Below are 24,583 nucleotides of genomic sequence, written 5' to 3'. Positions count from 1 at the left end.
TGAATGTCCGTACGACGCACACGCAAAGACGATGGTAGCCAATGGACCGTGGCCGACAGCCGCAGTGTTTATGGCATCCGCCATTGGGGCGCTGGTTATTTCGCCATCAATGAAGCCGGGCGCGTCGAAGTACGCCCCAACGGCCCCAAAAGCGCACCGATCGACCTGTTCGAACAGGTCGATGAACTGCGCCAGAGCGGCCTGTCGCTGCCCTTGCTGGTGCGCTTCCCCGACATTCTGCAGGACCGCGTACGCCAGCTGACCGGCGCCTTCGACGCCAACATCGCGCGCCTGGAATACCAGAGCCAGTACACCGCGCTGTACCCGATCAAGGTCAACCAGCAAGAAGCGGTGGTGGAAAACATCATCGCCACGCAAAACGTGTCCATTGGCCTGGAAGCCGGCTCCAAGCCCGAGCTGCTGGCGGTACTGGCACTGGCGCCGAAGGGCGGCACCATCGTCTGCAACGGCTACAAGGACCGTGAGTTCATTCGCCTGGCGCTGATGGGCCAGAAGCTCGGCCACAACGTGTTCATCGTCATCGAGAAAGAGTCGGAAGTGGCCCTGGTGATCGACGAAGCCGCCGAGCTCAAGGTGAAACCGCAGGTCGGCCTGCGCGTACGCTTGTCGTCGCTGGCTTCGAGCAAGTGGGCAGATACCGGTGGCGAGAAGTCCAAGTTCGGCTTGTCTGCCGCCCAGCTGATCTCGGTGGTGCAGCGCTTCCGCGATGCCGGCCTGGACCAGGGCATCCGCCTGCTGCACTTCCACATGGGCTCGCAGATCGCCAACCTTGCCGACTATCAGCACGGCTTCAAGGAAGCCATCCGTTATTACGGCGAGCTGCGTGCGCTGGGCCTGCCGGTCGACCACATCGACGTGGGCGGTGGCCTGGGCGTGGACTACGACGGTACCCACTCGCGCAATGCCAGCTCGATCAACTACGACATGGACGACTACGCCGGCGTGGTGGTGGGCATGCTCAAGGAGTTCTGCGACGCGCAGGGCCTGCCGCACCCGCACATCTTCTCCGAGAGCGGCCGCTCGCTGACCGCGCACCACGCCATGCTGGTGATTCAGGTGACCGACGTCGAGAAACATAACGACGACGTGCCGACCATCGAAAACAAGGAAGCCCTGCCCGAGACCGTGCAGTGGCTGGTCGACCTGCTTGGCCCGACCGACATCGAGATGGTCACCGAGACCTACTGGCGCGCCACCCACTACATGGGTGACGTGGCCGCGCAGTATGCCGATGGCAAGATCAGCCTGGGCGAGAAGGCCCTGGCCGAGCAGTGCTACTTTGCCGTGTGCCGCCGCCTGCACAACTCGCTGAAAGCCCGCCAGCGCTCGCACCGCCAGGTGCTGGACGAGCTGAACGACAAGCTGGCCGACAAGTACATCTGCAACTTCTCGGTGTTCCAGAGCCTGCCAGACACCTGGGCCATCGGCCAGGTACTGCCGATCATCCCGCTGCACCGCCTGGATGAAGAGCCGATGCGTCGTGCGGTCTTGCAGGACCTGACCTGCGACTCTGACGGCAAGATCAACCAGTACGTCGACGAGCAGAGCATCGAGACCAGCATGCCGGTGCATGCGGTGAAGGAAGGCGAGGACTACCTGCTGGGCGTGTTCCTGGTCGGTGCCTACCAGGAAATCCTCGGTGACATGCACAACCTGTTCGGTGACACCGACTCGGTGAACATCTACCAGAACGCCGATGGCAGCGTGTACCACGCCGGCATCGAGACCCACGACACCATCGAAGACATGCTGCGTTACGTGCACCTGTCGCCGGAGGAGTTGATGACCCATTACCGCGACAAGGTGGCCAGCGCCAAGATCACTGCGCGTGAGCGGACCCAGTACCTGGATGCCTTGCGGCTTGGGTTGACCCGGTCTTCGTACCTGTCGTCGTAATTGCCGGAGCCGCTTCTACAGGTGAACGCGCAATATTTGCCGTACGCGATTCCCTTGTAGGAGCGGCCTTGTGTCGCGATCTGAGGGCACAGCCCTCACCGCGTCATACCCGGTAATGATCCACCCACGCCATCCCTCGTCACGACACCTATCCTGCGAATGCAATGTTCAAAGGATGTCGACATGGACCGTCACGGCAATCATCGCTTGCGCCAAGGGCGCTATTCAGAGCCAGGCAGGCTCTACCTGCTAACTACCATTACCCGCCAGCGCCTACCCCTGTTCCAGAACCTCTGGTTTGCACGAGCGGCCATCCATCAATTGCGCCTGAGTGATCAAGAAGGGAACTGCCGCTCTCTTGCCTGGGTTCTGATGCCAGACCACCTGCATTGGCTGATCGAGCTTGGGCCAACCAGCCTGGACAAACTCATGTGTGCCTTCAAGTCGCGAAGCAGCTGTGCGCTTTACCGTAAAGGTGCCGAGCGAAAGCGCATCTGGCAGCCTGGCTTTTATGACCGGGCGTTGCGCAAGGAAGACGATGTCAGGGCCGCTGCCCGCTACATCATCGCCAACCCGATTCGGGCTGGTCTGGTGCGGCGGGCTGGCGAGTATCCACATTGGGATTGTGTGTGGCTGTGAGGCCGCAGGTGAGGGCTTCGCCCTCATTTCGCGACACAAGGCCGCTCCTACACGGCATACGCCGATCGATGTAGGAGCGGCCTTGCGTCGCGATGGGCCGCAACGCGGCCCCGGCATTACCGGATCCATTCACCTCTCTGCTGCAACCGCCACCCAACCCACCCCAGCGTCACCGCCCGCAAACCCATGAACCCGAGAAACGCCAACCACAACCCATGGTTGCCAAACCCGCTCATGGCCACCGCCACCGGCAGTGCAATCAGCACCGAAACCAGCATCGCATTGCGCATTTCCCGCGCCCGCGTCGCACCGATGAACAACCCGTCCAGCAAATAACTCCACACCGCAATCAACGGCAGCAGCGCCAGGTATGGCAGGTACGGATAAGCCGCCACCCGCACACTGTCGATGTCGGTCTGCAAATCAATGAACAGATGCCCGCCCAGCAGGAACAACCCGGCAAACCCCACGCTGGTAATCAGCGACCAGCCACAGGCCACCACCAGCGAACGGCGCAAGGTGTCGCGGTCACGAGCACCGATGGCATGGCCGCACAAGGCCTCGACCGCATGCGCCAGCCCGTCCAGCGCATAGGCCGTCAGCAACAGGCCATTGAGCAGCAAGGCGTTGGCCGCCACCGTGGCCTCACCCAGGCGCGCGCCTTGCACGGTAATCAGGAGGAACACCAGTTGCAGCGCCAGGCTGCGCAGGAAGATATCGCGGTTCACCGCCAGCAGCGGCCGCCAGGCCTGCCAGCGCTTGAGTGCCGCCCATACGATTTGCCCCGGGTAAGCGCGCAGGGCCGGGCGGGTCAGGGCCAGGCCGAGCAGGGCAGCACTCCATTCGGCAATCACCGACGCCCGCGCCGAACCCAGCACGCCCCAGTTCAGGCCCAGTACGAACCACAGGTTCAAGGCGATGTTCAACAGGTTGGTGGTCAGCAGTATGGCCAGCGGTGCCCTGGCGTTCTGTGTGCCAAGGAACCAGCCGACCAGCGCGTAGCTGGCCAGTGCCGCAGGCAGGCCTAACAGGCGGGTATGGAAGAAGTCCTCGGTGGATTGCTGCAAGGCGGCACTGGGTTGCATGGCATGTAGTGCGAGCTGGCTGAAGGGGATGGCCAACAGGCCGATCAGCAGGGCAAAGCCGACCGCCAGCAACAGCCCTTGCACCAGCACCTGGCGCAGCGCCGCGCCGTCGCCACGGCCGGCGGCCTGGGCAGCAAAGCCGGTGGAGCCCATGCGCAGGAAGCCCATCAGGCCGACCATGAAGGTGAACAGCGTGGCGCCCACGGCCACGGCGCCCAGCTGGTGGGCGTGGGGCAGGTGGCCGATGACGGTGCTGTCGACCAGGGCGACCAAGGGTACGGAAATGTTGGACAGGATCATCGGCGCCGCCAGGGCCCAGACCTTGTGGTGGGTGGGGCGGTGGCGCCAGTCGGTGGTCAGTGCAGTCATCGGGTGTCCTTGGGAATCTGGGGCTGCTGCGCAGCCCTATCGCGACGCAAGGCCGCTCCTACAGGGGGAACGCGGTCCCTGTAGGAGCGGCCTTGCGTCGCGAAAGGGGCGCAAAGCGCCCCCGCTTTTCTGAATGGCCACAGTGTAACGGCCAGGCAACCAAACCGCGCGACCATGGTCCGAGCTGAAGCGCCACATTGCGCTATAGTTGCTGCCCTCAAGTACCCGCTGCCAAAGAGTTCCTACTCCATGTTCAACAAAGGATTGTTGCTGGCCTGCGCGCTGGCGTTGCTCAGTGCCTGTGACTCTTCCACACCGGATAAACCGGTGCCCGTCGAAAAGCCGGCCGCCACCGCGCCCGCCGAAGCTCCGGCCCCCAAGCGCGAGGACCCGGCCGTGCTCGCCAAGCGCTACGAGGGCCGTGAACTCACGGTGCTCGACGTCTCTGAAGTGCAGCTCGACGGCGCCGCAACGCTGTCGATCAGCTTCTCCGCACCGCTGGATGCCAAGCAGGACTTCGCCACCAAGGTGCACCTGGTCGATACCGTCAAAGGCAAGCTCGACGGCGCCTGGGAACTCTCCGACAACCAAATGGAGCTGCGCCTGCGTCATCTGGAACCTCAGCGCAAGCTGGTACTGACCGTCGACAAGGGCCTGCTGGCGGTCAACGGCAAGCAACTGGACAGCGAGTCGATCACCCGCCTGGAAACCCGCGACATGCAGCCGACCATCGGCTTTGCCAGCCGCGGTTCGCTGCTGCCCACGCGCCTGGCCGAAGGCCTGCCGGTCATCGCCCTCAATGTCGATAAGGTCGATGTCGAGTTTTTCCGCGTGAAGCCGGACATGCTCTCAAGCTTCCTGGCCAACTGGGGGCGCAACAGCAGCCTGTACTACTACCAGTCCAAGGAAACCCTGGACATGGCCGAACTGGTCTACAGCGGCCGCTTCGACCTCAACCCGGCGCGCAACACCCGCGAGACCGTGCTGCTGCCAATTGCCGGCATCAAGCCGCTGCAGGAACCAGGCGTGTACCTGGCGGTGATGCGTGCCTCGGGCACCTACGACTACTCGCAGCCGGCAACCTTGTTCACCCTCAGCGACATCGGTGTGTCCGCACACCGCTACCGCGACCGCCTCGACGTGTTCGCCCAGGCGCTGGAAGGCGGCAAGGCAATGAACGGCGTCAACCTGGAAATCCATGACGACAAGGGCAAGCTGCTGGCCCAGGCCACGACCGATGGCAAGGGCCACGCCCAACTGCCGATCACGCCCAAGGCTGACACCCTCATCGCCACCCAGGGCGTACACACCACGCTGCTGCGCCTGAACACCGCAGCGCTGGACCTGGCCGAGTTCGACATCACCGGGCCCCAGGCCAACCCGTTGCAGTTCTTTATCTTCGGCCCGCGCGACTTGTATCGCCCGGGGGAGACGGTGTTGCTCAACGGCCTGCTGCGTGACCAGGACGGCAAGCCGGTCAAGGCCCAGCCGGTGAGCGTGGAGGTGCGCCGCCCGGATGAACAAGTCAGCCGCAAGTTCGTCTGGGAAGCCGACAGCAACGGCCTGTTCCAGTACCAATTGCAGTTGGCTACCGAGGCCCCGACCGGCCGCTGGCAACTGCTGCTCGACCTGGGCGGTGGGCGCAAGCAGGTCTATGAGTTCCTCGTTGAAGATTTCTTGCCCGAGCGCTTGGCGCTGGAGCTGAAGGGCAGCAGCAAACCACTGTCGCCGGACGAAAATGCTCGCATCCAGGTCAATGGCCGTTACCTGTACGGTGCCCCGGCTGCCGGCAACCGCCTGAGTGGCCAGGCTTATGTGCGCCCGCTGCGTGAGGCCGTACCGGCGTTGCCGGGCTACCAGTTCGGCTCGGTCACCGAAACCGAACTGAACCAGGACCTGGAACTGGACGAAGTCACCCTCGACCAGACCGGCAAGGCCGTGGTCGATATCGAAAGCCGCTGGACTGAAGCCCGCTCGCCGTTGCAACTGACCGTGCAGGCCAGCCTGCAGGAGTCCGGCGGTCGGCCGATCACCCGGCGCCTGGAACAACCGATCTGGCCGGCCGAGCGCCTGCCGGGCCTGCGTGGCCTGTTCGATGGCGAGGAAACGGATAGCGACGGCCCGGTCGAGTTCGAGCTCCTGGTGGCCGACCGCGACGGCAACAAGCTGGCAGCCAACGAGCTGAAGGTGCGGCTGATTCGTGAGCGCCGCGACTACTACTGGAACTACTCGCAGAACGACGGCTGGAGCTACGCCTATAACGAGAAGTTCCTGACCCAGAATGAGGAGACCGTCAGCGTCAAGGCCGGCTCCACCGCCAAGCTGAGCTTCCAGGTTGAATGGGGCCCGTACCGCGTCGAGGTGGAAGACCCGCAGACCGGCCTGGTATCCAGCGAGCGCTTCTGGGCCGGCTACCGCGCCCAGGACAACGCCGAAGGCGGCGCAGTGCGCCCCGATCAGGTCAAGCTGGCGCTGGACAAACCGTCCTACGCCGACGGCGCCACGGCCAAGGTTACCGTTACCCCGCCTGCCGCCGGCAGTGGCTACCTGATGATCGAGTCCAGCGATGGCCCGCTGTGGTGGCAGGAGATCGATGTACCCGCCGAGGGCAAGACCTTCGATGTGCAGCTGGACAAGGCCTGGGCACGGCACGACCTGTATATCAGCGCGCTGGTGATTCGTCCCGGTGAGCGCAAGGCCAACGCCACGCCCAAGCGTTCGGTAGGCGTACTGCACCTGCCGCTGGACCGTGCCGAGCGCAAGTTGGCGGTGAGCCTGCAAGCACCCGAGAAAATGCGCCCGAAACAACCACTGACTGTAAAGGTCAAGGCCGCCAATGCCGATGGCAGCATCCCTAAGCAGGTGCATGTGCTGTTGTCGGCGGTGGACGTGGGTATCCTCAACATCACCGATTTCAAAACCCCCGACCCGTTTGCCAGCCTGTTCGGGCGCAAGGCCTACGGTGCCGACCAACTGGACATCTACGGCCAGCTGATCGAAGCCGGGCAGGGCCGCCTGGCCAGCCTGGCGTTCGGTGGTGACGCGGCAATGGCCAAGGGCGGCAAGCGCCCCAACACCACCGTGACCATCGTCGCCCAGCAGAGCCTGCCGGTGACCCTGGACGACAAGGGTGAGGGCCAGGCGACCGTCGATATTCCCGATTTCAACGGCGAGCTGCGGCTGATGGCCCAGGCCTGGACCGAGGAACACTTCGGCATGGCCGAAGGCAAGACCGTGGTTGCGGCGCCGCTGATTGCCGAGCTTTCGGCGCCGCGCTTCCTCGCCGGTGGCGACCGCACCAGCCTGGCGCTGGACCTGGCCAACCTGTCGGGCCGTGCCCAGCAACTGAATGTTGAAATCAGCACCGAAGGGCAACTGAGCCTGGCAGCCAGTGCCGTGCAGACCGTTGCCTTGGCCGAAGGACAACGTTCGACGCTGATGATCCCGGTGCAGGCCCTGGGTGGCCTGGGGCAGGGCAAGGTGCATGTACGGGTCACCGGCCTGCAACTGCCGAACGAGCCGACCACCGCATTCGAACGTGAGTGGACGCTGGGCGTGCGCCCGGCCTACCCGGCAATGCTCAAGCACTACCGCGTGGCCTTGAAGGACCAGCCGTGGACCCTGCCTGAAGCAGACCTGGCCGCCTTAGAACCCGCCGGCCTGGAAGCCAGCCTGGCCTTGTCGAGCCGGCCGCCGCTGAACCTGGCCGAGCAGATCCGCGCCCTTGAAGCCTACCCCTACGGTTGCCTGGAGCAGACCACCAGCGGCTTGTACCCGTCGCTGTACGCCGATGCCGACAGCCTCAAGCGCCTGGGCATCAAGGGCGAGCCGGCCGATGTGCGCAAGCGCAAGATCGAAATGGGCATCGAGCACCTGTTGGGCATGCAGCGCTACAACGGCAGCTTTGGCCTGTGGAGCTCGGACAGCGAAGAAGAATACTGGCTGACCGCCTACGTCACCGACTTCCTCCTGCGTGCCCGCGACCAAGGTTACGGCGTGCCGGCCGAAGCGCTGAAGAAGGCCAGCGAGCGCCTGCTGCGTTACCTGCAGGAGCGCAACCTGATCGAAGTCGACTACAGCGAGAACGCCGACCATACCCGCTTTGCCGTGCAGGCCTATGCGGCCTTGGTGCTGTCGCGCAGCCAGCAGGCGCCGTTGGGTGCCCTGCGTGGCCTGTTTGAACGCCGCGCCGATGCCCGTTCCGGTCTGCCGTTGGTCCAACTGGCGGTGGCGCTGGACAAGATGGGCGACAAGCCGCGGGCCGAGCAAGCCTTGCAGGCGGGCCTGGGCATCAGCCGGGGTAAAGGCTGGATGGCCGATTACGGCAGCGCCCTGCGCGACCAGGCGCTGATCCTGGCGCTGCTGCAGGAAAGCAACCTGGCCAGCAGCCAGGTCGACCAGCGCCTGTTCGCCTTGTCGGATGAACTGGCGGCCAACCGCTGGCTGTCGACCCAGGAACGCAACGCGCTGTTCCTCGCCGGCCGTGGCCTGCTGGGCAAGCCGGAAGGCAAATGGCAGGCGCGCCTGGACAGCGCTGGCGAAGTGCGCGACTTCAACAATGCCGAGTCCGGCATGAAGCTCGAAGGCCCGCTGCTGGCCTCGCCGCTGAGTGTGCAGAACCAAGGCAGCGAGACCCTGTACCAGCAACTGACGTTGTCCGGTTACCCGCGCCAGGCGCCGTCGGCCGGTGGCAACGGCATGCAGATTCGCCGTGAGTACCTGGGCATGAATGGCCAGCCGCTGGACCTGCACAACCTGCGCAGTGGCGACCTGGTGCTGGTGCACCTGGCGCTCAAGGCCGAAGACCGGGTGCCGGATGCGCTGGTAGTGGACTTGCTGCCGGCCGGCCTGGAGCTGGAAAACCAGAACCTGGCGCAGAGTGCTGCCAGCCTGGACAACGCCAGCAGCGCGGTGAAGGCGTGGCGCGAGTCGATGCAGAACGCCAGCGTGGTGCACCAGGAGTACCGTGATGACCGTTATGTAGCCGCGCTCAAGCTCGACGGCTACGGCACCACCCACCTGCTGTACCTGGCGCGGGCGGTGACCCCAGGCACCTACCGCGTGCCGCCGCCGCAGGTTGAGTCGATGTACCGGCCGAACCTGCAGGCGGTGGGGGATGGGCAAGGGGAGATGACCGTGAAAGCCCGCTAAAGCGACGCGGTCTGTTGTAGGAGCGGCCTTGTGTCGCGATCGGGCCGCAAAGCGGCCCCAGGTTTCAGCTCCGCCGCTTGAATGGCTGGGGCCGCTACGCGGCCCGATCGCGACACAAGGCCGCTCCTACAAGGACCGCGTAAGGCTGCTCGAGCATTTAGTGAATCACCCAGCTCATCACCCACAACCCCAGCACCAGCCAGATGATCCCGAGGATGATCGAGGCGCGCATGAACGCGCGGATAGCCGAGTACAGCAGCATCAGGCCGATGATCAGGGCCAGGATGCTGAGCAGCGAGGTGTCCATGCCCAGGGTACGCGCCAGGCCGTCGATGAAATTGCCACCGGCATTGGCCAGCAGGTTGAACAGCCCGCTCAATGCGTCGACGATGAAGCGGATCAACGACCCTAGTGCCTGGCCCAGCCACTCGAAAAAACCTTCTACATGCATAGTTGCTTCCTGATGAACAAATCGGCGAGGTTGCCGTCCCAAAGCCTTTGGCCATCACCTGGCCGGGTCGGTTCCCGATGCCTAGCTTAGCGCGGCCACGCAGCCGTGCGGGCAGGTTGTTGCGCACCACGCTGGTGGGCCTGCTGGTGCTGTGCGGCCTGCTGTGGCTGGCCGACCGTATCTGGCCGTTACCCATGCCAGGCGATGACCTGGCCCGGGTGGTGCTGGCCGAGGACGGCACGCCGTTGTGGCGCTTTGCCGATGCCGATGGCGTGTGGCGCTACCCGGTCAGCCCTGACCAGGTATCGCCGTTGTACCTGCAGGCCTTGCTGACGTACGAGGACCGCTGGTTCTACCAACACCCCGGAGTCAACCCGCTGGCCCTTGTTCGCGCTGCCTGGCTGAACCTGCGCGGCGGGCGCGTGGTGTCGGGCGGCAGCACGCTGTCGATGCAGGTGGCACGCCTGCTCGACCCGCATGACCGTACCCTGGCCGGCAAACTGCGCCAGTTGTGGCGTACGGCGCAGCTGGAATGGCATTTGTCCAAGCGCGAAATCCTGCAGGTCTACCTGAACCGCGCGCCCTTCGGTGGCACCTTGCAGGGTGTGGCGGCCGCCAGCTGGGCTTACCTGGGCAAGTCGCCGATGCACCTGACCCCGGCCGAAGCGGCGCTGCTGGCGGTGCTGCCCCAGGCGCCCAGCCGCCTGCGCCCGGACCGCCACCCCGAACGGGCCCAGCGCGCCAGGGACAAGGTGCTGCAACGGCTGGCGGAATACCAAGTGTGGCCGGCACAGCAAATTCGCGAGGCAGCCGAGGAGCCACTGGTGCTGGCGCCACGCCAGGAGCCGGCGTTGGCGCCGCTGTTGGCCCGGCGCCTGAACAGCGCCGACAGCCCACCGCTGATCCGCACCACCCTCGACGCTGCTTTGCAACGGCGCCTGGAAGACTTGCTGCTGGGCTGGCGCGCTCGGCTGCCAGAGCGCACCTCTGCTGCCATCCTGGTGGTCGAGGCGCAGACCATGGCGGTGCGTGCTTACCTGGGGTCGATCGACCTGGCCGATGAGCGCCGCTTCGGGCATGTGGACATGGTGCGCTCGCTACGTTCGCCGGGCTCCACGCTCAAGCCGTTCCTCTACGGCATGGCGCTGGACGATGGTCTGATCCATTCCGAATCGCTGCTGCAGGATGTGCCGCGCCGCTATGGCGACTACCGCCCCGGCAACTTCTCCATGGGCTTCAGTGGGCCGGTGTCGGCCAGTTCGGCACTGGCCCTGTCACTCAACCTGCCGGCAGTGCAGTTGCTGGAGGCATACGGCCCGAAACGCTTTGCCGCGCAGCTGCGCATGGCGGGCATGCCGCTGATACTGCCGCCCTTGGCCGAGCCCAACCTGTCGTTGATCCTGGGTGGCGCCGGCAGCCGCCTGGAAGACCTGGTGGGTGGTTACGCAGCGCTGGCACGCGGCGGTAACAGTGCGCGGGTGCGCTTGCAGCCGCAGGACCCGCTGGTGGAGCGTCGCCTGCTGTCGCCAGGGGCGGCGTGGATCATTCGGCGCATCCTCAGCGGCCAGGCGCGCCCCGACCGCGATCCGCATGCCGAACTGGTGCAGCGCCCGCTACTGGCCTGGAAGACCGGCACCAGCTATGGCTTTCGCGATGCCTGGTCGATCGGTGTGGGGCCGCGCTACCTGATTGGCGTATGGATCGGCCGCCCCGATGGCACGCCGGTACCCGGGCAGTTCGGCCTGGCCTCGGCGGCGCCGCTGATGCTGCAGGTGCACGACCTGCTGAGCAACCGCGACAGCCAGCGCGGCATCAACGTACCGGTGCAGCGGGTGCCGGCGAATGTGGGGGTAGCAGCAATCTGTTGGCCGTTGGGCCAGCCGCTGAACAAGCAAGACCCCAACTGCCGCCGTCAGCGCTTCGCCTGGACCCTGGACGGCACCACGCCGCCGACCCTGCAGGCCGCCGACCAACCACTAGGCCTGGGCTTGCGCGAAAGCGTGTGGGTCAACGACCTGGGGTTGCGCGTGGATGGCAGTTGCCCGGGCGCCAAGGCCCGCGATATTGCCCTGTGGCCGGCGCCGCTGGAGCCTTGGCTGCCCCGGACAGAGCGGCGCGCGGCACGCCTGCCGGCCATCGACCCGACCTGCCCGCCACAGGTACCGGCCAGCGCGCCACCGCTGTCGATCGTTGGTGTGCGCCCAGGCGACAACCTGCGCCGCCCAGCCACCAGCAGCGAGCCGCTGCAACTGCATGTGTCGGCCTTGGGCGGTGGCGGGCGGCGCTGGTGGTTCCTCAACGGCCAGCCATTGGGTGAAACCCAGGGGCAGGACAGCTTGCTGGTGCGCCTGCCGCAGGTCGGGCAGGCCGAAATCAGTGCGCTGGATGAAAGCGGCGAGACGGCGCGGGTGGCGTTCCAGGTCAGCGAGTAGCGGTTCGACGGCGGCCGGGCCAGCACCTACGCTTGCAAGTGACGGGTGTGACCGGCTGGTGCCCCGCGAACCAAGGGAACATGGAGCGCCCTATGCGTCCTCTGGCCGTGCCCCTGTTATTGCTGCCTTGGGCGCTCGCGGCCCACGCCGAGCCGTTGCCGGGTTTTCTCGACAGCCACGAATACGAACGGCGCCTGCCCAGCGCCAACCTGCCGATAGACGCCTATCGCCCTGTCAGCCCTGGCCTGCGGCTGGCCGACCCGAATGCTGACAGCCCTGGCTGGGCGCCTGCAGATACCCGGCTGGTGCTGCATAAAGTGCGCTTCGAGGGCGGCACAGTGTTCCCCTTGAGCGACCTGCGCGAGCACTACCAGCCATTGATCGGGCGCCAGACCACCTTGGGTGAACTGCAGCAGTACACCGCGCGCCTGACCCAGCGCTACCAGCAAGAGGGTTACCTGCTGTCTTACGCTTACCTGCCGCCTCAGGATGTGGCTGAAGGCCGGGTCACTGTGGTGTTGGTCGAAGGTTATATCCATGATTACCGCATTGATGGCGATATCGGCCCGGCCCGCGACTATCTGCAGCAGTTGCTGGTGCAGCTTGAGGCCGAGCGCCCGCTGACCCGGGAAACGCTGGAGCGTTACCTGGGCCTGGCTGAGCGCATACCCGGTGTGACCATGGAGGCGGAACTGGCCGTGGCGCAGCCTGCTGATGGTGCCGCCCAGCTAACGGTGCATGCGCGGCGCAAACCGTTCAGCGCCGCTGTCACCGTGGCCGATTCCAATCGCGATGATGCGCAGGCGTTGCTGACGGCAACCAGCCATGCCCAGACCCGCTTTGCCGAACAGTTCCAGGCCAGCCTGCTGTTGCCCCCGGGAGATGACCAGGTTCACTACCAACGCCTGGACTACAGCCAGTACCTGGACGCCGCCGGCAGCCAGGCGCTGCTGTCGGCCTCGCGCTACCGCAGCGAGCCCGGTACGCGTATTCGCCTGAATGATGGCCGTGACGTCACCCGCAAGCGCGACAGCGAGCGCTATGCGATCGGCTTGCGCCAGCCGGTGATCGTCAGGTCAGGTGAGTGGATGGCGGTGCAGGGGTATTTGTATTGGGTAAGCGAGCACTACGAAGACGGACTGGCATCGGCACGGGGCTATGACACCTACGTGCGTGCTCTATCGTTCGAAGGCAACTGGCGCAAGGAGGAGAAGGGGCGTTTGCGTATGGTCAGCGCCGGGGTCTATCAGGGCCTGGACTACCTGGGCGCACGCAGCGATGCCGACTACGACCTGGATTTCCTGCGGCTGCGGCTTTCCGGGTTGCAGAGCGACCCACTGTTCGAGAACTGGCAAGGGGTGATGTCCGGGGCGTTGTACTGGAGCGATGACCGTCTGCCCGACAGCGAGCGGGCCGGGTTTGGCGGGCAGAACTTCGGCCGTGGCTACCCGCGTGACCAGGCGGACGGGGACAAGGGCTGGGGTGTGGCTTACGAGTTGAACTACAGCATGCGGGGTAGCAGGCTGGCGCTGGTTCAGCCTTATGCGCTAGTGGATACGGCGCAGGCCTGGCACAACCGGGGGCCGGTGGAGGATGCCCATTTGGCGTCGGCGGCGCTTGGTGTACGGCTGGGGGACGGGCGCTGGTTCAATGTGGCGCTGGAGGTAGCCAAGCCGTTGGCGGATGTGGCGCTGGATAGCCTGGACCGTGGGCCTCGGCTGACTTTGAGTTTTGCCGTTCAAATGTAAGGGGGCGCGTTGCGCCCCGATCGCGACACAAGGCCGCTCCTACAGGATATACACGGTCTCTTGTAGGAGCGGCCTTGTGTCGCGATGGGCTGCAAAGCAGCCCCAAAATCCTGAAGCCAACCCCTCAATGGGTAGTAAACCGCTGATGCACCGGCGATGAGCTTGGCGTCAACGCCAGCGCCAACTGGGTACGATTGTGCATGTGCGTCAGGCGCAACACCTGCGACACATACAGTTTCACGGTATTTTCGGTAATGCCCAATTCACAGGCGATCTGGTAGTTGGTCTTGCCCTTGCTCACCAGGCGCGCCACTTCCAGCTGGCGTGGCGACAGTTTCTCGAACGCCGCTGGCAGTTCGCTTTCGCTTTCTTCCACATCACTGGCACGTCGGTGAACACCTTGGCCCCGGGCTTTCTCCAGGTCCTGATACAGCTCGTCCACTGACTCGGCCAGCTCCTGCAGCCGTTGGTTCAGCCCGCCCAGGTCACGGAAGTTGCGCTGGCGCTCCAGTAACGCTTGTTCCTGCCGGCGTACACCTTCGAGCAATTCATCAAGGTCCATCGGCTTTTGGTAATAATCGGCAAAGCCTTCGCGCAGTGCGCGGATCACGTCCTGTTTCTCGGCACGCCCGGTCAACATGATGGCTTCGAACATGCGCTGGCTGCCATCGACCTCCTTCAAGGCACGCACCAGTTCGATGCCATCCCGCTCCGGCATGTGCAGGTCGCAGATGACAAGGCCAATAGCCGGGTCTGCCAGGTAGCGCTCGATGGCTTCGTCAGTGGAATGGGCGGGTGTACAGGCATAGCCCTTGGTTTGGAAGAATTCACACAGTTGCTCGACAATGACCGGCTGGTCATCAACCACCAACACCTTCACTTCATTCACTGGTCTGGACACGATCAACTCCCTGTTCGTATACGGCCCTGCTCCCGTGCCAGACGCTCTGGCAGCTTAAAAATAGACGCACTCGGCGATTATGTACAAGGCCTGTACAAGGAATCGGACCACAGGGATGTCTATTGGATCCATACCGCAGTCAATAGAAAACCAGTGAGCACATAAGGGACAAACGCCTGCTTGTCGCCCATTTCTTCGGTCAGGGCCTGCAGTCGTTTCTTTACCTTGGGCTTTAGCAGGGTCCACAGGCGCCGGCGGGTGAGTAGCCACACCAGCACACTGACACCGGCACCAATGAAGGTGCCGAGCACATATTGCGGGCTGGTGGCCAGGGCCAGGGCGCCCATCAGCTTGACGTCATCGGCGCCGAAACGGCCGAGCATGTAGCCAGGCAGGGTCAGCAGCATGACGATGGCCAGCGCCCAACCAGCATCGCTGGCATCGGCGCCGATCCAGGTGTGGCCGGTGGCGAACAACCAAAGCAGCGCACACGTGGCCACGCCCAGTGTAAGCAGGTTGGAGATCTGGCGTTGACGCACATCCTGTTCGGAGCACAAGGCAAGCCACAGCAGGAGAACAATGCTTTGCATTGGCAGGTCGCCCTTTCCAAATGTTGAACACTTCTACCCGGTCAGTCAGGTTTCCTTATGTGAAGATAGACGGGAACGTGTGGGGGAGTGGGGCTTACAACTGAAAAAGGCGTGGTCGAAATCGATTTTGTCGTTCCTGACACCGTTCAAGTGTAGGAGCGGCCTTGTGTCGCGAAAGGGCCGCGAAGCGGCCCCAGGATGTCAGCGTAAATGCATAAACCGCTGGGGCCGCTTCGCGGCCCTTTCGCGACACAAGGCCGCTCCTACAACCACAATCCAAGTCCATATTTGGGCTGAGGGGTTATTTCTTGCTACCCGGCGGGTAGTTGGCCAGCACTTTGGACACGGTGTTGTGGATAGCGCTGTTGCGCTCCTCAGGGCTTGGCGGGTAGTTGTTCATGATCTGCTCGGCACTGCCGCGCCATACCAGTTTGCCGTCATGACCATCGAACATGTCGATCTGAATGGTGGCCACCTTGTAATCGACACTGCGGGTTTCGTTGTACATCGGGCCACCCCAGTAACCCCCCCAGTAGCCACCCCAGCCCCCGCCGTAGTTGGTGGTGATCTGTTGCTGGCGCTGCTCGACGATCAGGTACGCGCGCATGCCCAGGTCAGGCCGCGCGCCACCTTGCACCGGGCGCAGGCCGCGTTGGTCGAGCTGGTCGGCGACCGCCTGGCGAATGCGCTGCTCGGTAAGGTCGCTCTTGATCCGCGGGTCATCCGGACGGTACTGCAGGCCCGGTTCCTGCCATGCCCAGCTGCGGTAAGCGGCAAAATCGCGGCTGGCATCGAAATCCTGCTGGACGTTATTGCTGGAGCAGGCGGTGAGCAATAACGCAAATGACAGTAAAACGAGACGGCGCAACATGATGGTTCTCCGTTAAGCATTAACTGGGAGGATAGCCGCTGAGCGCCTTGTGCACAGAATCGCGCAAGGCACTTTCGCGTTCGCGCGGCGAGTCCTTGTCGCTGCCGCTTTCGGCGCTGGCGCTCCATACCGGCTGGCCGCTGCGGGCGTCGTACAGGTCAATACGCACCACCATCACTTCCACCTCGTAGGTGCGCACGATGGGTACGCTGGCATAGGCCCCATAGCCGTTGCGGTAACCGCCATAGCCAACACCGCCGTAAGGGTAGGGTCCGTAGTAGGGGTCGTAAGTGTCGTAGTCACGCACCTGGCGCAAGCGCTTTTCCAGGCGTATGTCGGCGCTCACCAGCAAATCGCCGGGGCCACCCCGGGCGGGGCGCAGTCCATGCTGGTCGAGCGCACCGCTGACGGCATCGGCCAGTTGCCCTGGGTCGGCATCCACCGAAGCGCTGGGTAACTGGCCGTCGCGCCAGCTCCAGCTGCGATAGTGCCCGTAATCACGGGCGGGGGCCGGGTAGGCACTGGCGTCGAAGGTGGTGGCCGCCTGGGCAGGGGCCGGTGGTAACGGGCGGCTGCTGGCCACATACGGGTTGCTGGCCTGGCAGGCAGCCAGGGCAAGCGGCAGCAGGGCCAGGCACAACAGTCGGTACGGCATGTATTCCTCCCGGCGGGCGGGTCAGCGGGGGCGGCACACCCAGTGCAGGTAGCGGCCGAGCCCGGCGAAGCTGGGGTGGCGACGGTAGGCCAGTTCCATTTCCAGCAGGTCGAGCAGCTCGGCCTTGCCCTGGAACTCCTTGGGCATGTAGTCGTGGAACACCCGCACGCCACTTTCGCTTTCAACCTGCCACATAGGATCAAGTTGCACCTTGAGCTCACGTGGATCAAGCGGTTTCTGTGGGGTCAGGCTTTGCTTTTCACCTTCCAGCCGGTTGCTGCGCAACTTGCGGAAATGGCCCTTGAGCAGGTTGCGATAGACCAGCGCGTCGCGGTTGTAGAAGGCCAGCGACAACCACCCGGAGGGCGCCGTGAGCTGGTGCAGCACGGGCAGGATGCTTTCCGGTTCGGCCAGCCATTCGAGCACCGCGTGGCACAGCACCAGGTCGTAGGGTTCGGTCAACTGGCCGAGCAGGTCTTGCCAGGGGGCCTGGATGAAGGTGGCTGTCTGGCCCGCTTCGGCAAAACGCGCCCGTGCGCCGTCGAGCATGGGCGCAGCCGGTTCGGCCAGGGTCAGTTGGTGGCCGCGCTGGGCCAGCCACAAGGCCATGTGGCCCAGCCCGGCGCCAATGTCGAGGATACGCAACGGGCGGTCGGGCAGGGCCTCGGCCAGGTCGGCCTGTAGTACAGCCAGGCGAATCGCACCCTTGGCGCCGCCGTAGATCTTCTCGGCAAAGCGGGTGGCCAGTTCATCGAAGTGACGGTCGTTCATCGGGCGAAGCGCCTCTCGCTGTCGGCCAGCTTGGCCCGCACTACCTGGTCCATGTCCAAGCCCAGCTCGCTGCACAGCAGCAACAGGTAGAGCACCACATCACCGACTTCCTGGCCGGCGTGGGCCAGTTTGTCGGCGGGTAGCTGGCGCGATTGGTCTTCGCTCAGCCATTGGAAGATTTCCACCAGCTCGGCCATTTCGACACTGGCGGCCATGGCCAGGTTCTTTGGGCTGTGGAAGCCGCGCCAGTCGTTGTTGTCGCGGATCTGGTGCAGGCGTTGGGTGAGTTCTTGCAGGTTCATCGGGGGTCTCCTAATGCTGCATAGCTTCCGCGCAGGCCCGATGCAAAGCAAGCGCCTGCCACCAAGACGGGCGCGATCCCTGTAGGAGCGGCCTTGTGTCGCGATCGGGGCGCGAAGCGGCCCCACATTGTCAGCTTCGCCGCTGATAGCGCCGGGGCCGCTTTGCGGCCCTATCGCGACACAAGGCCGCTCCTACAGGGGGGCCCAGCGCCCGAGCATATGCAGCACGCCGCCATGCCCATCCAGCCTCAACTCCCCCACAGGCACCGCCTCACTGGCACTGAGCACCACCTCCGACGGCAACCTTACCGGCTTGCGAAAGTCCACTTCAAAGGCATAGCCACTGTGCGGCAGGTGCCCACGCAACGCGGCCAAGGCCATGGCCTTGCTCCACATGCCGTGGGCGATGGCCGTGGGGAAGCCGAACAGCCGCGCACTGGCAGCGCTGAGGTGGATAGGGTTGTAATCCCCGCAAACCTTGGCATAACGCCGGCCGATATCACTGTCGGCGTACCAGCGGGTGGCCTCGGGCAATGTCTCGGGCTCATCGTCAGCACGCTCACTGGCCTCGCCATCCAGCTTCAGCCCACGCACCAGCATGCGGCTGGTTTCGCGCCAGAGCAGGCCAATGCCGTCTTCGGCCTCGGTAACCAGGTCGAAAGTGCCGCCCTTGGCATGCGGTTGCAGATTGTGCGCATGCACCGCAAAGCGCAGCCCTTCGATAGCGCCAAGCGGGCGCAGCACTTCGATGCGGTTGTGCAGGTGCACTAGCCCCAGCAGCGGGAAGGGGAAATCATCGGCAGTCATCAACTGCAATTGCAGGGTGAACGCCATGACATGTGGATAGGTAGCCGGTAGACGGCCGTCGTCGGGAAAGTGACAAAGCCTGCGATAGGCGCCCAGGTTGTCCTGCTGGACCCGGATGAAACAGCGCAGGCCATCGTCCGGCAAGCGGTCGCCGCTGACCTTGCGCTTGCTGGCCGCACGCAGGTACAGGTTGGCGCGGGCCGCCGGGCTGTGCAGGTCGTGCCAGTGTCGGTTCATGTTCAGGCCCCCATCAATGCCTGGCCGCACACTCGCAGCACCTGGCCGTTGACCGCTCCGGTGCCTGGCTGGCTAAGCCAGGCAATGGCCTCGGCCACGTCCTGTGGGCGGCCACCCTGGCCTAGTGAACTCAAGCGCCGCCCGGCCTCGCGCAGGCCCATGGGCATTGCCGCAGTCATGTGGGTTTCGATGAAGCCGGGTGCCACGGCATTGATGCTGCCGCCGTGTTCGGCGAGCCGAGGCGCCCAGGCCTGGGCCAGGCCGATCAGCCCGGCCTTGCTCGCGGCATAGTTGGACTGCCCGCGGTTGCCGGCGATACCGCTGACCGAGGCCAGCAGGGTGATCCGCGCGTTCTCCCCCAGCGCGCCGCTGTCATACAGCGCCTGGGTCAGCACCTGGGGTGCCTTGAGGTTGACCGCCAGCACCGCGTCCCAGTATTCCGGGGTCATGTTGGCCAGGGTCTTGTCGCGAGTGATACCGGCGTTGTGCACGACGATGTCGAGGCCGTCGGGCAGGGCGGCGAGCAGCTGCGCAGCCGCGTCGCTGGCGCAGATGTCCAGTGGCAATGCCTTGCCGCCAAGGCGCGCTGCGAGGGCGTCGAGGTCCTGGCTGGCCTGCGGTACGTCCAGTAACAACACGTCGGCGCCATCACGCGCCAGGGTTTCCGCGATGGCTGCGCCGATACCGCGCGCGGCACCGGTGACCAGGGCGCGGCGGCCAGCCAGTGGGCGGGTCCAGTCCTCTACCTGGCTGGCACATGCCTCAAGGCGCAGTACCTGGCCGGAGATGAATGCGCTTTTGGGCGACAGGAAGAAGCGCAAGGCGCCTTCCAGCTGCTCTTGCGCGCCAGCGCCAACATATAACAGCTGGGCGGTTGCGCCATTGCGCAATTCCTTGGCCAGCGAGCGGCTGAAGCCTTCAAGGGCGCGCTGAGCGATGCTGGCCAATGGGTCGTCGAGGCTTTCCGGTGCACGGCCCAGCACCAGTACATGGGCGCACGGGGCCAGGCTGCGCAGCAGCGGCTGGAAAAATTCGCGCAACTGCTTAAGGGCATCGCTGTCGGACAAGTGACTGGCATCGAATACCACGGCCTTGATTTTCGGCCCCAGTCCAGCCACCCAGGCTTCAGCCTGCAGGTGGTCGGCATTGAAGCTGTAAACCTCGTCGGTCAGGCGCGGGGCAATGGCTTCGACCTTGCTCGCCAGTGGCCCGCCGCCCAATACCAGCGCCCCTTCAACCGGGCGCAGGCGGCCGGCCTGCCAGCGCTCCAGCGGCGCCGGGCGTGGCAGGCCAAGGGCATCCACGAGCCGGCGGCCGAGGTTGGAGTTGGCAAAACCGAAGTAGCGATCACTCATGAGTGGGTCTCCCGGGAGGCAAGCTTGAAAGTGTGGACCAACTTTGTGGCAAGGTCGTTCGAATGCGGTAAAAACACCTAGGCTGTACGGATCAAATTGTTTCAGGAGGAACAAACGCATGCGTTCACCTCGCCGGGTCGCGATATTGGGCGGCAACCGAATCCCCTTCGCCCGCTCCAATGGCGCCTACGCCACGGCCAGCAACCAGGCGATGCTTACCGTCGCCCTCGAAGGGCTGATCGAGCGTTATCGCCTGCATGGGCTGCGCTTGGGTGAGGTGGTGGCTGGTGCAGTGCTCAAGCACTCGCGTGACATGAACCTGACCCGCGAATGTGTGCTGGGTTCGCGCCTGTCGCCGCAGACCCCGGCCTATGACATCCAGCAAGCCTGTGGCACCGGGCTGGAGGCAGCGCTGCTGGTGGCCAACAAGATTGCCCTGGGGCAGATCGAATGCGGCATCGCTGGCGGTGTGGACACCACCTCCGATGTGCCGATTGCGGTCAACGAAGGCCTGCGCCACATCCTGCTGCAGGCCAACCGTGGCAAAAGCCTGGGGGAGCGGCTCAAGCCATTTCTCAAGCTGCGCCCTCACCACCTGAAACCCGAGTTGCCGCGCAATGGCGAACCGCGCACGGGGTTGTCGATGGGCGAACATTGCGAACGCATGGCCCAGGCCTGGCGCATTGGCCGTACTGAACAGGACGAACTGGCGCTGCACAGCCATCAGAAGCTGGCCGCGGCGTATGCCGAAGGTTGGCAGGATGACCTGCTGACGCCGTTCATGACGCTGACACGGGACAACAACCTGCGCCCGGACCTGACGCTTGAGCAACTGGCCAAGCTCAAGCCGGCGTTTGACCGCAGTGGCCAGGGCACGCTGACGGCGGGCAACTCCACGCCGCTGACCGATGGTGCTTCGCTGGTGTTGCTGGGTACCGAGCAATGGGCCGCGCAGCAGGGGCTTTCGGTGCTGGCTTACCTGGTCGATGGCGAAACCGCTGCGGTGGATTTCGTCACTGGCCGCGAAGGGCTGTTGATGGCGCCGGTGTATGCCGTGCCGCGGTTGTTGGCGCGCAATGGCCTGACGCTGCAGGACTTTGACTACTACGAGATCCACGAAGCCTTTGCTGCCCAGGTGCTGTACACGCTCACGGCCTGGGAGGATGCTGATTTTTGCCGGGAGCGATTGGGGCTGAATGCACCGCTTGGGGTAATCGACCGCAGCAAGCTCAACGTGAAAGGCAGCTCGCTGGCGGCCGGGCACCCGTTTGCAGCGACCGGGGGGCGGATACTGGCCAATTTGGCGAAGTTGCTGGCGACGGCGGGGAAGGGGCGGGGGCTGATTTCGATCTGTGCGGCGGGTGGGCAAGGCGTTACCGTCATCGTCGAGCGGTGATTTGCTTCCTTACCGCACTGCCTCAGAGACCTGTGCGGTCTTTGTAGGAGCGGCCTTGTGTCGCGATAGGGCTGCGAAGCAGCCCCGGCAATTTCCGCATCTGCGCAGATATCCTGGGGCTGCTTCGCAGCCCTATCGCGACACAAGGCCGCTCCTACAACTGACCGTGTTGGCCTACTGCTGTTAGGCTTGTCTGGTCAGAACTACAAGAAACCATCATGCCGATCATCGGACAGCCCCGTCCCATCCCTGAACTGGACCACCTGCCCAGGCCGCTTTACGCCCGTGCCGAAAGCCTCGGCGCCGGTTCCTGGACCACCCGCCACCAGCACGACTGGGTGCAGTTCTCCTACGCCATCAGCGGCGTACTCGGGGTGTACACCGACGAAGGCAGCTACTTTGCCCCGCCGCAGTGGGGGGTGTGGATACCTGCCGATGCCGAGCACGAAGTGGTGACCTCGATGCAGGCCGAAATGCGCAGCCTGTATGTGCGCCGCGATGCCTGCCCGTGGGCGCCAGAGCAATGCCGGGTGCTGGAAGTGACCCCGTTGGCGCGCGAGTTGATCAAGCAGTTTTGCCTGTTCCCGGCGGACTATCCCGAAGCTGACAGCGCCGAGGCGCGCCTGGTGGCGGTGTTGCTCGACCAGTTGCGCACCTTGCCGGAGGTGGGCTTTTCGCTGCCATTACCACGGCACCCGCGGTTGCTGGCGCTGTGCAATGGGCTGATCGCCGCACCCGACCAGCCGCAGACCTTGCAGCAATGGGCGCGGGAGCTGGGGTGCTCGGAGAAGACGCTGATGCGCTTGTTCCAGCGTGAGACGGGCTTGAGTTTTCGCAACTGGCGCCAACGTATGCGGTTGTTGTCCTCGCTGGCGTTGCTGGAGGCGGGGGAGAATGTGACCGAGGCGGCGTTGGGGTGTGGGTATGACTCCACTTCGGCCTATATTGCGGCGTTCAAGCAGTTGTTTGGGGCGACGCCGGGGGAGTTGAAGCTTTAGTGGTTGGTGGCCTGTGCTGGCCTCTTCGCGGCTAAAGCCGCTCCTGCATGGGGCGCGTTACCCTTGTAGGAGCGGCTTTAGCCGCGAAGAGGCCGGCACAGGCCACACATCAGGTACGGAACCTGCGCACCAGCGCATCCAGCTCATTGGACAACCCAGCCAGGCTCTCCGAGTCCTGGCGCGCCGCCTGGGCCAGCTCGGCCACCAGCTGCGCATCGCCGTGAATCTGGCTGATGTGCCGGTTGATGTCCTCGGCTACCTGGTGCTGTTCCTCGGCCGCCGTGGCGATCTGGGTGTTCATGTCGCGGATCACGTCCACCGACTCACGGATCTGCCCAAAGCTGTCACGGGCCAGGCCAATGCGGCTGACCGATTGTTGCGAAACCTCCAGGCTGGCATGCATCTGCTCGGCAACTTCGGCGGTGCGGCTGGCCAGGTTGCCCAGCAGGCCGTCAATTTCGGCGGTGGAGTCGGCAGTACGCTTGGCCAGGGCGCGCACTTCGTCAGCCACCACGGCAAAGCCACGGCCCTGCTCACCGGCACGGGCGGCTTCGATGGCGGCGTTGAGGGCCAGCAGGTTGGTTTGTTCGGCAATCGAGCGGATGGTGCCGAGGATTGACTGGATGGCGTTGCTGTCACGCTCCAGCTGCTGGATCGACTGGGCCGACTGCTCGATCTCCTGGCTCAGGCGGTCGACGCTGTTAACTGCCGCATCGATCTGCTGCTGGCCTTCGCGGGCCTGCTGCTGGCCGCTGTCGGCCGACTGCGCAGCCTGGCTGCAGGAGCGGGCCACTTCGTTGGCGGTGGCGACCATTTCGTGGAAGGCGGTGGAGACCATGTCCACGGCTTCACGCTGGCGGCCAGCAGCCTCTGCCATGTCGCTGGAAACCCGGGTCGAACTGTTGGAGGTGCTGAGGATTTTGCTGGCGGCAGCGCCGATGTGCTGGATCAGGCTGCGGATGGCACCGAGGAACTGGTTGAACCAGCTGGCCAGCTGAGCAGTTTCGTCGCGGCCACGGATTTCCAGGTTGCGGGTCAGGTCGCCCTCACCTTGGGCAATGTCTTCCAGGCCATTGGTGACGCTGTTGATCGGGCGCACGATGAGCTTGGCAAAGGCTGCACCGACCACGGCGAACAGCGCGGCCAGCACCACGGCGATAACGCCGATCAGCCAGGTCAGCTGGGTGGTGGTCTGCATCACTTCGCTCTGCTCGATCAGGCCGATGAAGGTCCAGCCCAGCTGCTCGTCGGGGTAGACGTTGGCCATGTAGCGCACGCCATTGAGCTCGACCTCGACCAGGCCCTTGCCGGCCTTGGCCAAGTCGGCATAACCGCCGCCAAAGCTCGCCAGCTGCTTGAAGTTGTGGCCGGCCTCGCGTGGGTCGACCATCACGTTGCCGTTGCTTTCCACCAGCATCAGGTAGCCACTTTCACCCAGCTTGATCTGTTTGACGATTTCGGTCAGGCCCTTGAGCGACACATCGATGTTGACCACGCCACCGGGGTTGCCCAGCTGGTTGGCCACGGCGCGTACGGTACTGACCAGCACGGCGTCGTCGGCGGCCCAATAGTAGGCACCAGTACGCACGGTCTTGCCGGGGTTGGCCATGGCCAGCTGGTACCACGGGCGCGGGCGTGGGTCGTAGTTGACGAACTTCTGCCCAGCCGGCCAGCCGACGTAGCCGCCGTCACTGACACCGTAGGAAACGTAGGCATAGTTCGGGTGCGAATTTGCCAACCGGGTGAAGAAGTCCAGCAGTTGCTTGTCCTGGTCGCCCAGCTCGTATGACGGGTTGGCGCTCATGAACTTGTTCAGGTTGCTGCCGGCGGCGGCGACCATCGGCTGCGCAGCCAGGTACTCGACGTTCTGGTTGATACCCTGGAAGAAGATGTTCATCGCGTTGCTGA

18 protein-coding genes and 1 pseudogene are annotated in these 24,583 nt (G+C 64.5%); 7 read left to right on the top strand and 12 right to left on the bottom strand.

Features of this window, described 5'->3' with window-relative positions:
• Positions 1 to 3 precede the first annotated feature (3 nt).
• The gene (gene speA / locus ACIP1G_RS24085) at positions 4 to 1,917 is read left to right on the top strand and encodes an arginine decarboxylase (RefSeq protein WP_400741364.1); all 1,914 of its coding nucleotides are present in this window, start codon (positions 4 to 6) and stop codon (positions 1,915 to 1,917) included.
• Between the two features lie 183 nt (positions 1,918 to 2,100).
• Positions 2,101 to 2,556, top strand: coding sequence for an REP-associated tyrosine transposase (locus ACIP1G_RS24080; protein WP_400741361.1), 456 nt, complete (start codon positions 2,101 to 2,103; stop codon positions 2,554 to 2,556).
• Between the two features lie 116 nt (positions 2,557 to 2,672).
• Here ACIP1G_RS24080 and ACIP1G_RS24075 read toward each other — a convergent pair whose 3' ends face one another.
• Positions 2,673 to 4,010 (bottom strand): MATE family efflux transporter, encoded by a 1,338-nt coding sequence (locus tag ACIP1G_RS24075; RefSeq protein ID WP_400741359.1) that lies wholly within the window; start codon positions 4,008 to 4,010, stop codon positions 2,673 to 2,675.
• A gap of 249 nt (positions 4,011 to 4,259) precedes the next feature.
• Here ACIP1G_RS24075 and ACIP1G_RS24070 point away from each other — a divergent pair, with 249 nt between their 5' ends.
• Positions 4,260 to 9,161 carry an alpha-2-macroglobulin family protein gene (locus ACIP1G_RS24070; protein WP_400741356.1) on the top strand — a complete coding sequence of 1,634 codons (4,902 nt, stop codon included), beginning with the start codon at positions 4,260 to 4,262 and terminating at the stop codon, positions 9,159 to 9,161.
• 157 nt (positions 9,162 to 9,318) lie between these two features.
• Here ACIP1G_RS24070 and ACIP1G_RS24065 read toward each other — a convergent pair whose 3' ends face one another.
• Positions 9,319 to 9,612, bottom strand: a complete 294-nt coding sequence (locus tag ACIP1G_RS24065; protein WP_012270337.1) for a hypothetical protein — start codon at positions 9,610 to 9,612, stop codon at positions 9,319 to 9,321.
• A gap of 77 nt (positions 9,613 to 9,689) precedes the next feature.
• On the opposite strand from ACIP1G_RS24065, the gene pbpC reads away from it, so the two are divergent.
• Positions 9,690 to 12,044, top strand: a complete 2,355-nt coding sequence (gene pbpC / locus ACIP1G_RS24060) for a peptidoglycan glycosyltransferase PbpC (protein WP_400741353.1) — start codon at positions 9,690 to 9,692, stop codon at positions 12,042 to 12,044.
• 92 nt (positions 12,045 to 12,136) lie between these two features.
• Positions 12,137 to 13,792, top strand: a complete 1,656-nt coding sequence (locus ACIP1G_RS24055; RefSeq protein WP_400741350.1) for a ShlB/FhaC/HecB family hemolysin secretion/activation protein — start codon at positions 12,137 to 12,139, stop codon at positions 13,790 to 13,792.
• A gap of 124 nt (positions 13,793 to 13,916) precedes the next feature.
• On the opposite strand, the gene ACIP1G_RS24050 is transcribed toward ACIP1G_RS24055, so the two are convergent.
• The 8 genes from ACIP1G_RS24050 to ACIP1G_RS24015 all read right to left on the bottom strand — a co-directional run bounded on the left by ACIP1G_RS24050 (position 13,917) and on the right by ACIP1G_RS24015 (position 20,281).
• On the bottom strand, positions 13,917 to 14,699 hold the full coding sequence (locus ACIP1G_RS24050; RefSeq protein ID WP_400741348.1) for a response regulator transcription factor: 783 nt from the start codon (positions 14,697 to 14,699) through the stop codon (positions 13,917 to 13,919).
• 113 nt (positions 14,700 to 14,812) lie between these two features.
• A complete protein-coding gene (locus ACIP1G_RS24045; RefSeq protein ID WP_400741346.1) occupies positions 14,813 to 15,283 on the bottom strand; it encodes a prepilin peptidase in 471 nt (156 codons plus the stop codon).
• Positions 15,284 to 15,584: 301 nt separating this feature from the next.
• Entirely contained in the window at positions 15,585 to 16,154 is a 570-nt protein-coding gene (locus ACIP1G_RS24040; protein ID WP_400741344.1) for a DUF4136 domain-containing protein, read from the bottom strand.
• 19 nt (positions 16,155 to 16,173) lie between these two features.
• Positions 16,174 to 16,809, bottom strand: coding sequence for a DUF4136 domain-containing protein (locus tag ACIP1G_RS24035; RefSeq protein WP_400741341.1), 636 nt, complete (start codon positions 16,807 to 16,809; stop codon positions 16,174 to 16,176).
• 21 nt (positions 16,810 to 16,830) lie between these two features.
• On the bottom strand, positions 16,831 to 17,580 hold the full coding sequence (locus ACIP1G_RS24030; RefSeq protein ID WP_400741339.1) for a methyltransferase domain-containing protein: 750 nt from the start codon (positions 17,578 to 17,580) through the stop codon (positions 16,831 to 16,833).
• Positions 17,577 to 17,882 (bottom strand): MazG-like family protein, encoded by a 306-nt coding sequence (locus tag ACIP1G_RS24025; protein WP_019470373.1) that lies wholly within the window; start codon positions 17,880 to 17,882, stop codon positions 17,577 to 17,579. The genes ACIP1G_RS24030 and ACIP1G_RS24025 overlap by 4 nt, the downstream gene beginning before the upstream one ends.
• Before the next feature lie 192 nt (positions 17,883 to 18,074).
• Complete coding sequence (locus tag ACIP1G_RS24020; RefSeq protein ID WP_400741336.1) at positions 18,075 to 18,926, bottom strand: MaoC family dehydratase; 852 nt, start codon at positions 18,924 to 18,926, stop codon at positions 18,075 to 18,077.
• Positions 18,927 to 18,928: 2 nt separating this feature from the next.
• Positions 18,929 to 20,281: a 3-oxoacyl-ACP reductase gene (locus ACIP1G_RS24015; protein ID WP_400741334.1), complete on the bottom strand. Its 1,353-nt coding sequence runs from the start codon at positions 20,279 to 20,281 to the stop codon at positions 18,929 to 18,931.
• Between the two features lie 118 nt (positions 20,282 to 20,399).
• Here ACIP1G_RS24015 and ACIP1G_RS24010 point away from each other — a divergent pair, with 118 nt between their 5' ends.
• Together ACIP1G_RS24010 and ACIP1G_RS24005 are read left to right on the top strand one after the other, a co-directional pair.
• Positions 20,400 to 21,677 (top strand): acetyl-CoA C-acetyltransferase, encoded by a 1,278-nt coding sequence (locus ACIP1G_RS24010; protein ID WP_400741332.1) that lies wholly within the window; start codon positions 20,400 to 20,402, stop codon positions 21,675 to 21,677.
• Between the two features lie 218 nt (positions 21,678 to 21,895).
• Positions 21,896 to 22,675: an AraC family transcriptional regulator gene (locus tag ACIP1G_RS24005; RefSeq protein ID WP_400741329.1), complete on the top strand. Its 780-nt coding sequence runs from the start codon at positions 21,896 to 21,898 to the stop codon at positions 22,673 to 22,675.
• 109 nt (positions 22,676 to 22,784) lie between these two features.
• Here the strand turns inward: ACIP1G_RS24005 and ACIP1G_RS24000 are convergent, their stop codons facing one another.
• Together ACIP1G_RS24000 and ACIP1G_RS23995 are read right to left on the bottom strand one after the other, a co-directional pair.
• Positions 22,785 to 23,513: a methyl-accepting chemotaxis protein gene (locus tag ACIP1G_RS24000; RefSeq protein WP_400741417.1), complete on the bottom strand. Its 729-nt coding sequence runs from the start codon at positions 23,511 to 23,513 to the stop codon at positions 22,785 to 22,787.
• A 129-nt stretch (positions 23,514 to 23,642) separates the two neighbouring features.
• A pseudogene (locus ACIP1G_RS23995) lies at positions 23,643 to 24,572 on the bottom strand (sensor histidine kinase); the annotation flags it as partial.
• Positions 24,573 to 24,583 lie beyond the last annotated feature (11 nt).

This window comes from Pseudomonas sp. NPDC089392 (genome assembly GCF_044749595.1).
Classification (GTDB): Bacteria; Pseudomonadota; Gammaproteobacteria; order Pseudomonadales; family Pseudomonadaceae; genus Aquipseudomonas.
The sequence above is the reverse complement of the archived record's forward strand: the minus strand, read 5'-3'. Positions and strand labels throughout refer to the sequence as shown.

Coding starts and splice junctions, on each gene's coding strand:
- ACIP1G_RS24075 (WP_400741359.1), bottom strand. CDS start 4,010: ATGACTGCACTGACCACCGACTGGCGCCACCGCCCCACCCACCACAAG.
- ACIP1G_RS24025 (WP_019470373.1), bottom strand. CDS start 17,882: ATGAACCTGCAAGAACTCACCCAACGCCTGCACCAGATCCGCGACAAC.
- ACIP1G_RS24030 (WP_400741339.1), bottom strand. CDS start 17,580: ATGAACGACCGTCACTTCGATGAACTGGCCACCCGCTTTGCCGAGAAG.
- ACIP1G_RS24070 (WP_400741356.1), top strand. CDS start 4,260: ATGTTCAACAAAGGATTGTTGCTGGCCTGCGCGCTGGCGTTGCTCAGT.
- ACIP1G_RS24035 (WP_400741341.1), bottom strand. CDS start 16,809: ATGCCGTACCGACTGTTGTGCCTGGCCCTGCTGCCGCTTGCCCTGGCT.
- ACIP1G_RS24010 (WP_400741332.1), top strand. CDS start 20,400: ATGCGTTCACCTCGCCGGGTCGCGATATTGGGCGGCAACCGAATCCCC.
- ACIP1G_RS24045 (WP_400741346.1), bottom strand. CDS start 15,283: ATGCAAAGCATTGTTCTCCTGCTGTGGCTTGCCTTGTGCTCCGAACAG.
- ACIP1G_RS24080 (WP_400741361.1), top strand. CDS start 2,101: ATGGACCGTCACGGCAATCATCGCTTGCGCCAAGGGCGCTATTCAGAG.
- ACIP1G_RS24040 (WP_400741344.1), bottom strand. CDS start 16,154: ATGTTGCGCCGTCTCGTTTTACTGTCATTTGCGTTATTGCTCACCGCC.
- speA (WP_400741364.1), top strand. CDS start 4: ATGTCCGTACGACGCACACGCAAAGACGATGGTAGCCAATGGACCGTG.
- ACIP1G_RS24015 (WP_400741334.1), bottom strand. CDS start 20,281: ATGAGTGATCGCTACTTCGGTTTTGCCAACTCCAACCTCGGCCGCCGG.
- ACIP1G_RS24065 (WP_012270337.1), bottom strand. CDS start 9,612: ATGCATGTAGAAGGTTTTTTCGAGTGGCTGGGCCAGGCACTAGGGTCG.
- ACIP1G_RS24020 (WP_400741336.1), bottom strand. CDS start 18,926: ATGAACCGACACTGGCACGACCTGCACAGCCCGGCGGCCCGCGCCAAC.
- ACIP1G_RS24000 (WP_400741417.1), bottom strand. CDS start 23,513: ATGGTCTCCACCGCCTTCCACGAAATGGTCGCCACCGCCAACGAAGTG.
- pbpC (WP_400741353.1), top strand. CDS start 9,690: ATGCCTAGCTTAGCGCGGCCACGCAGCCGTGCGGGCAGGTTGTTGCGC.
- ACIP1G_RS24055 (WP_400741350.1), top strand. CDS start 12,137: ATGCGTCCTCTGGCCGTGCCCCTGTTATTGCTGCCTTGGGCGCTCGCG.
- ACIP1G_RS24005 (WP_400741329.1), top strand. CDS start 21,896: ATGCCGATCATCGGACAGCCCCGTCCCATCCCTGAACTGGACCACCTG.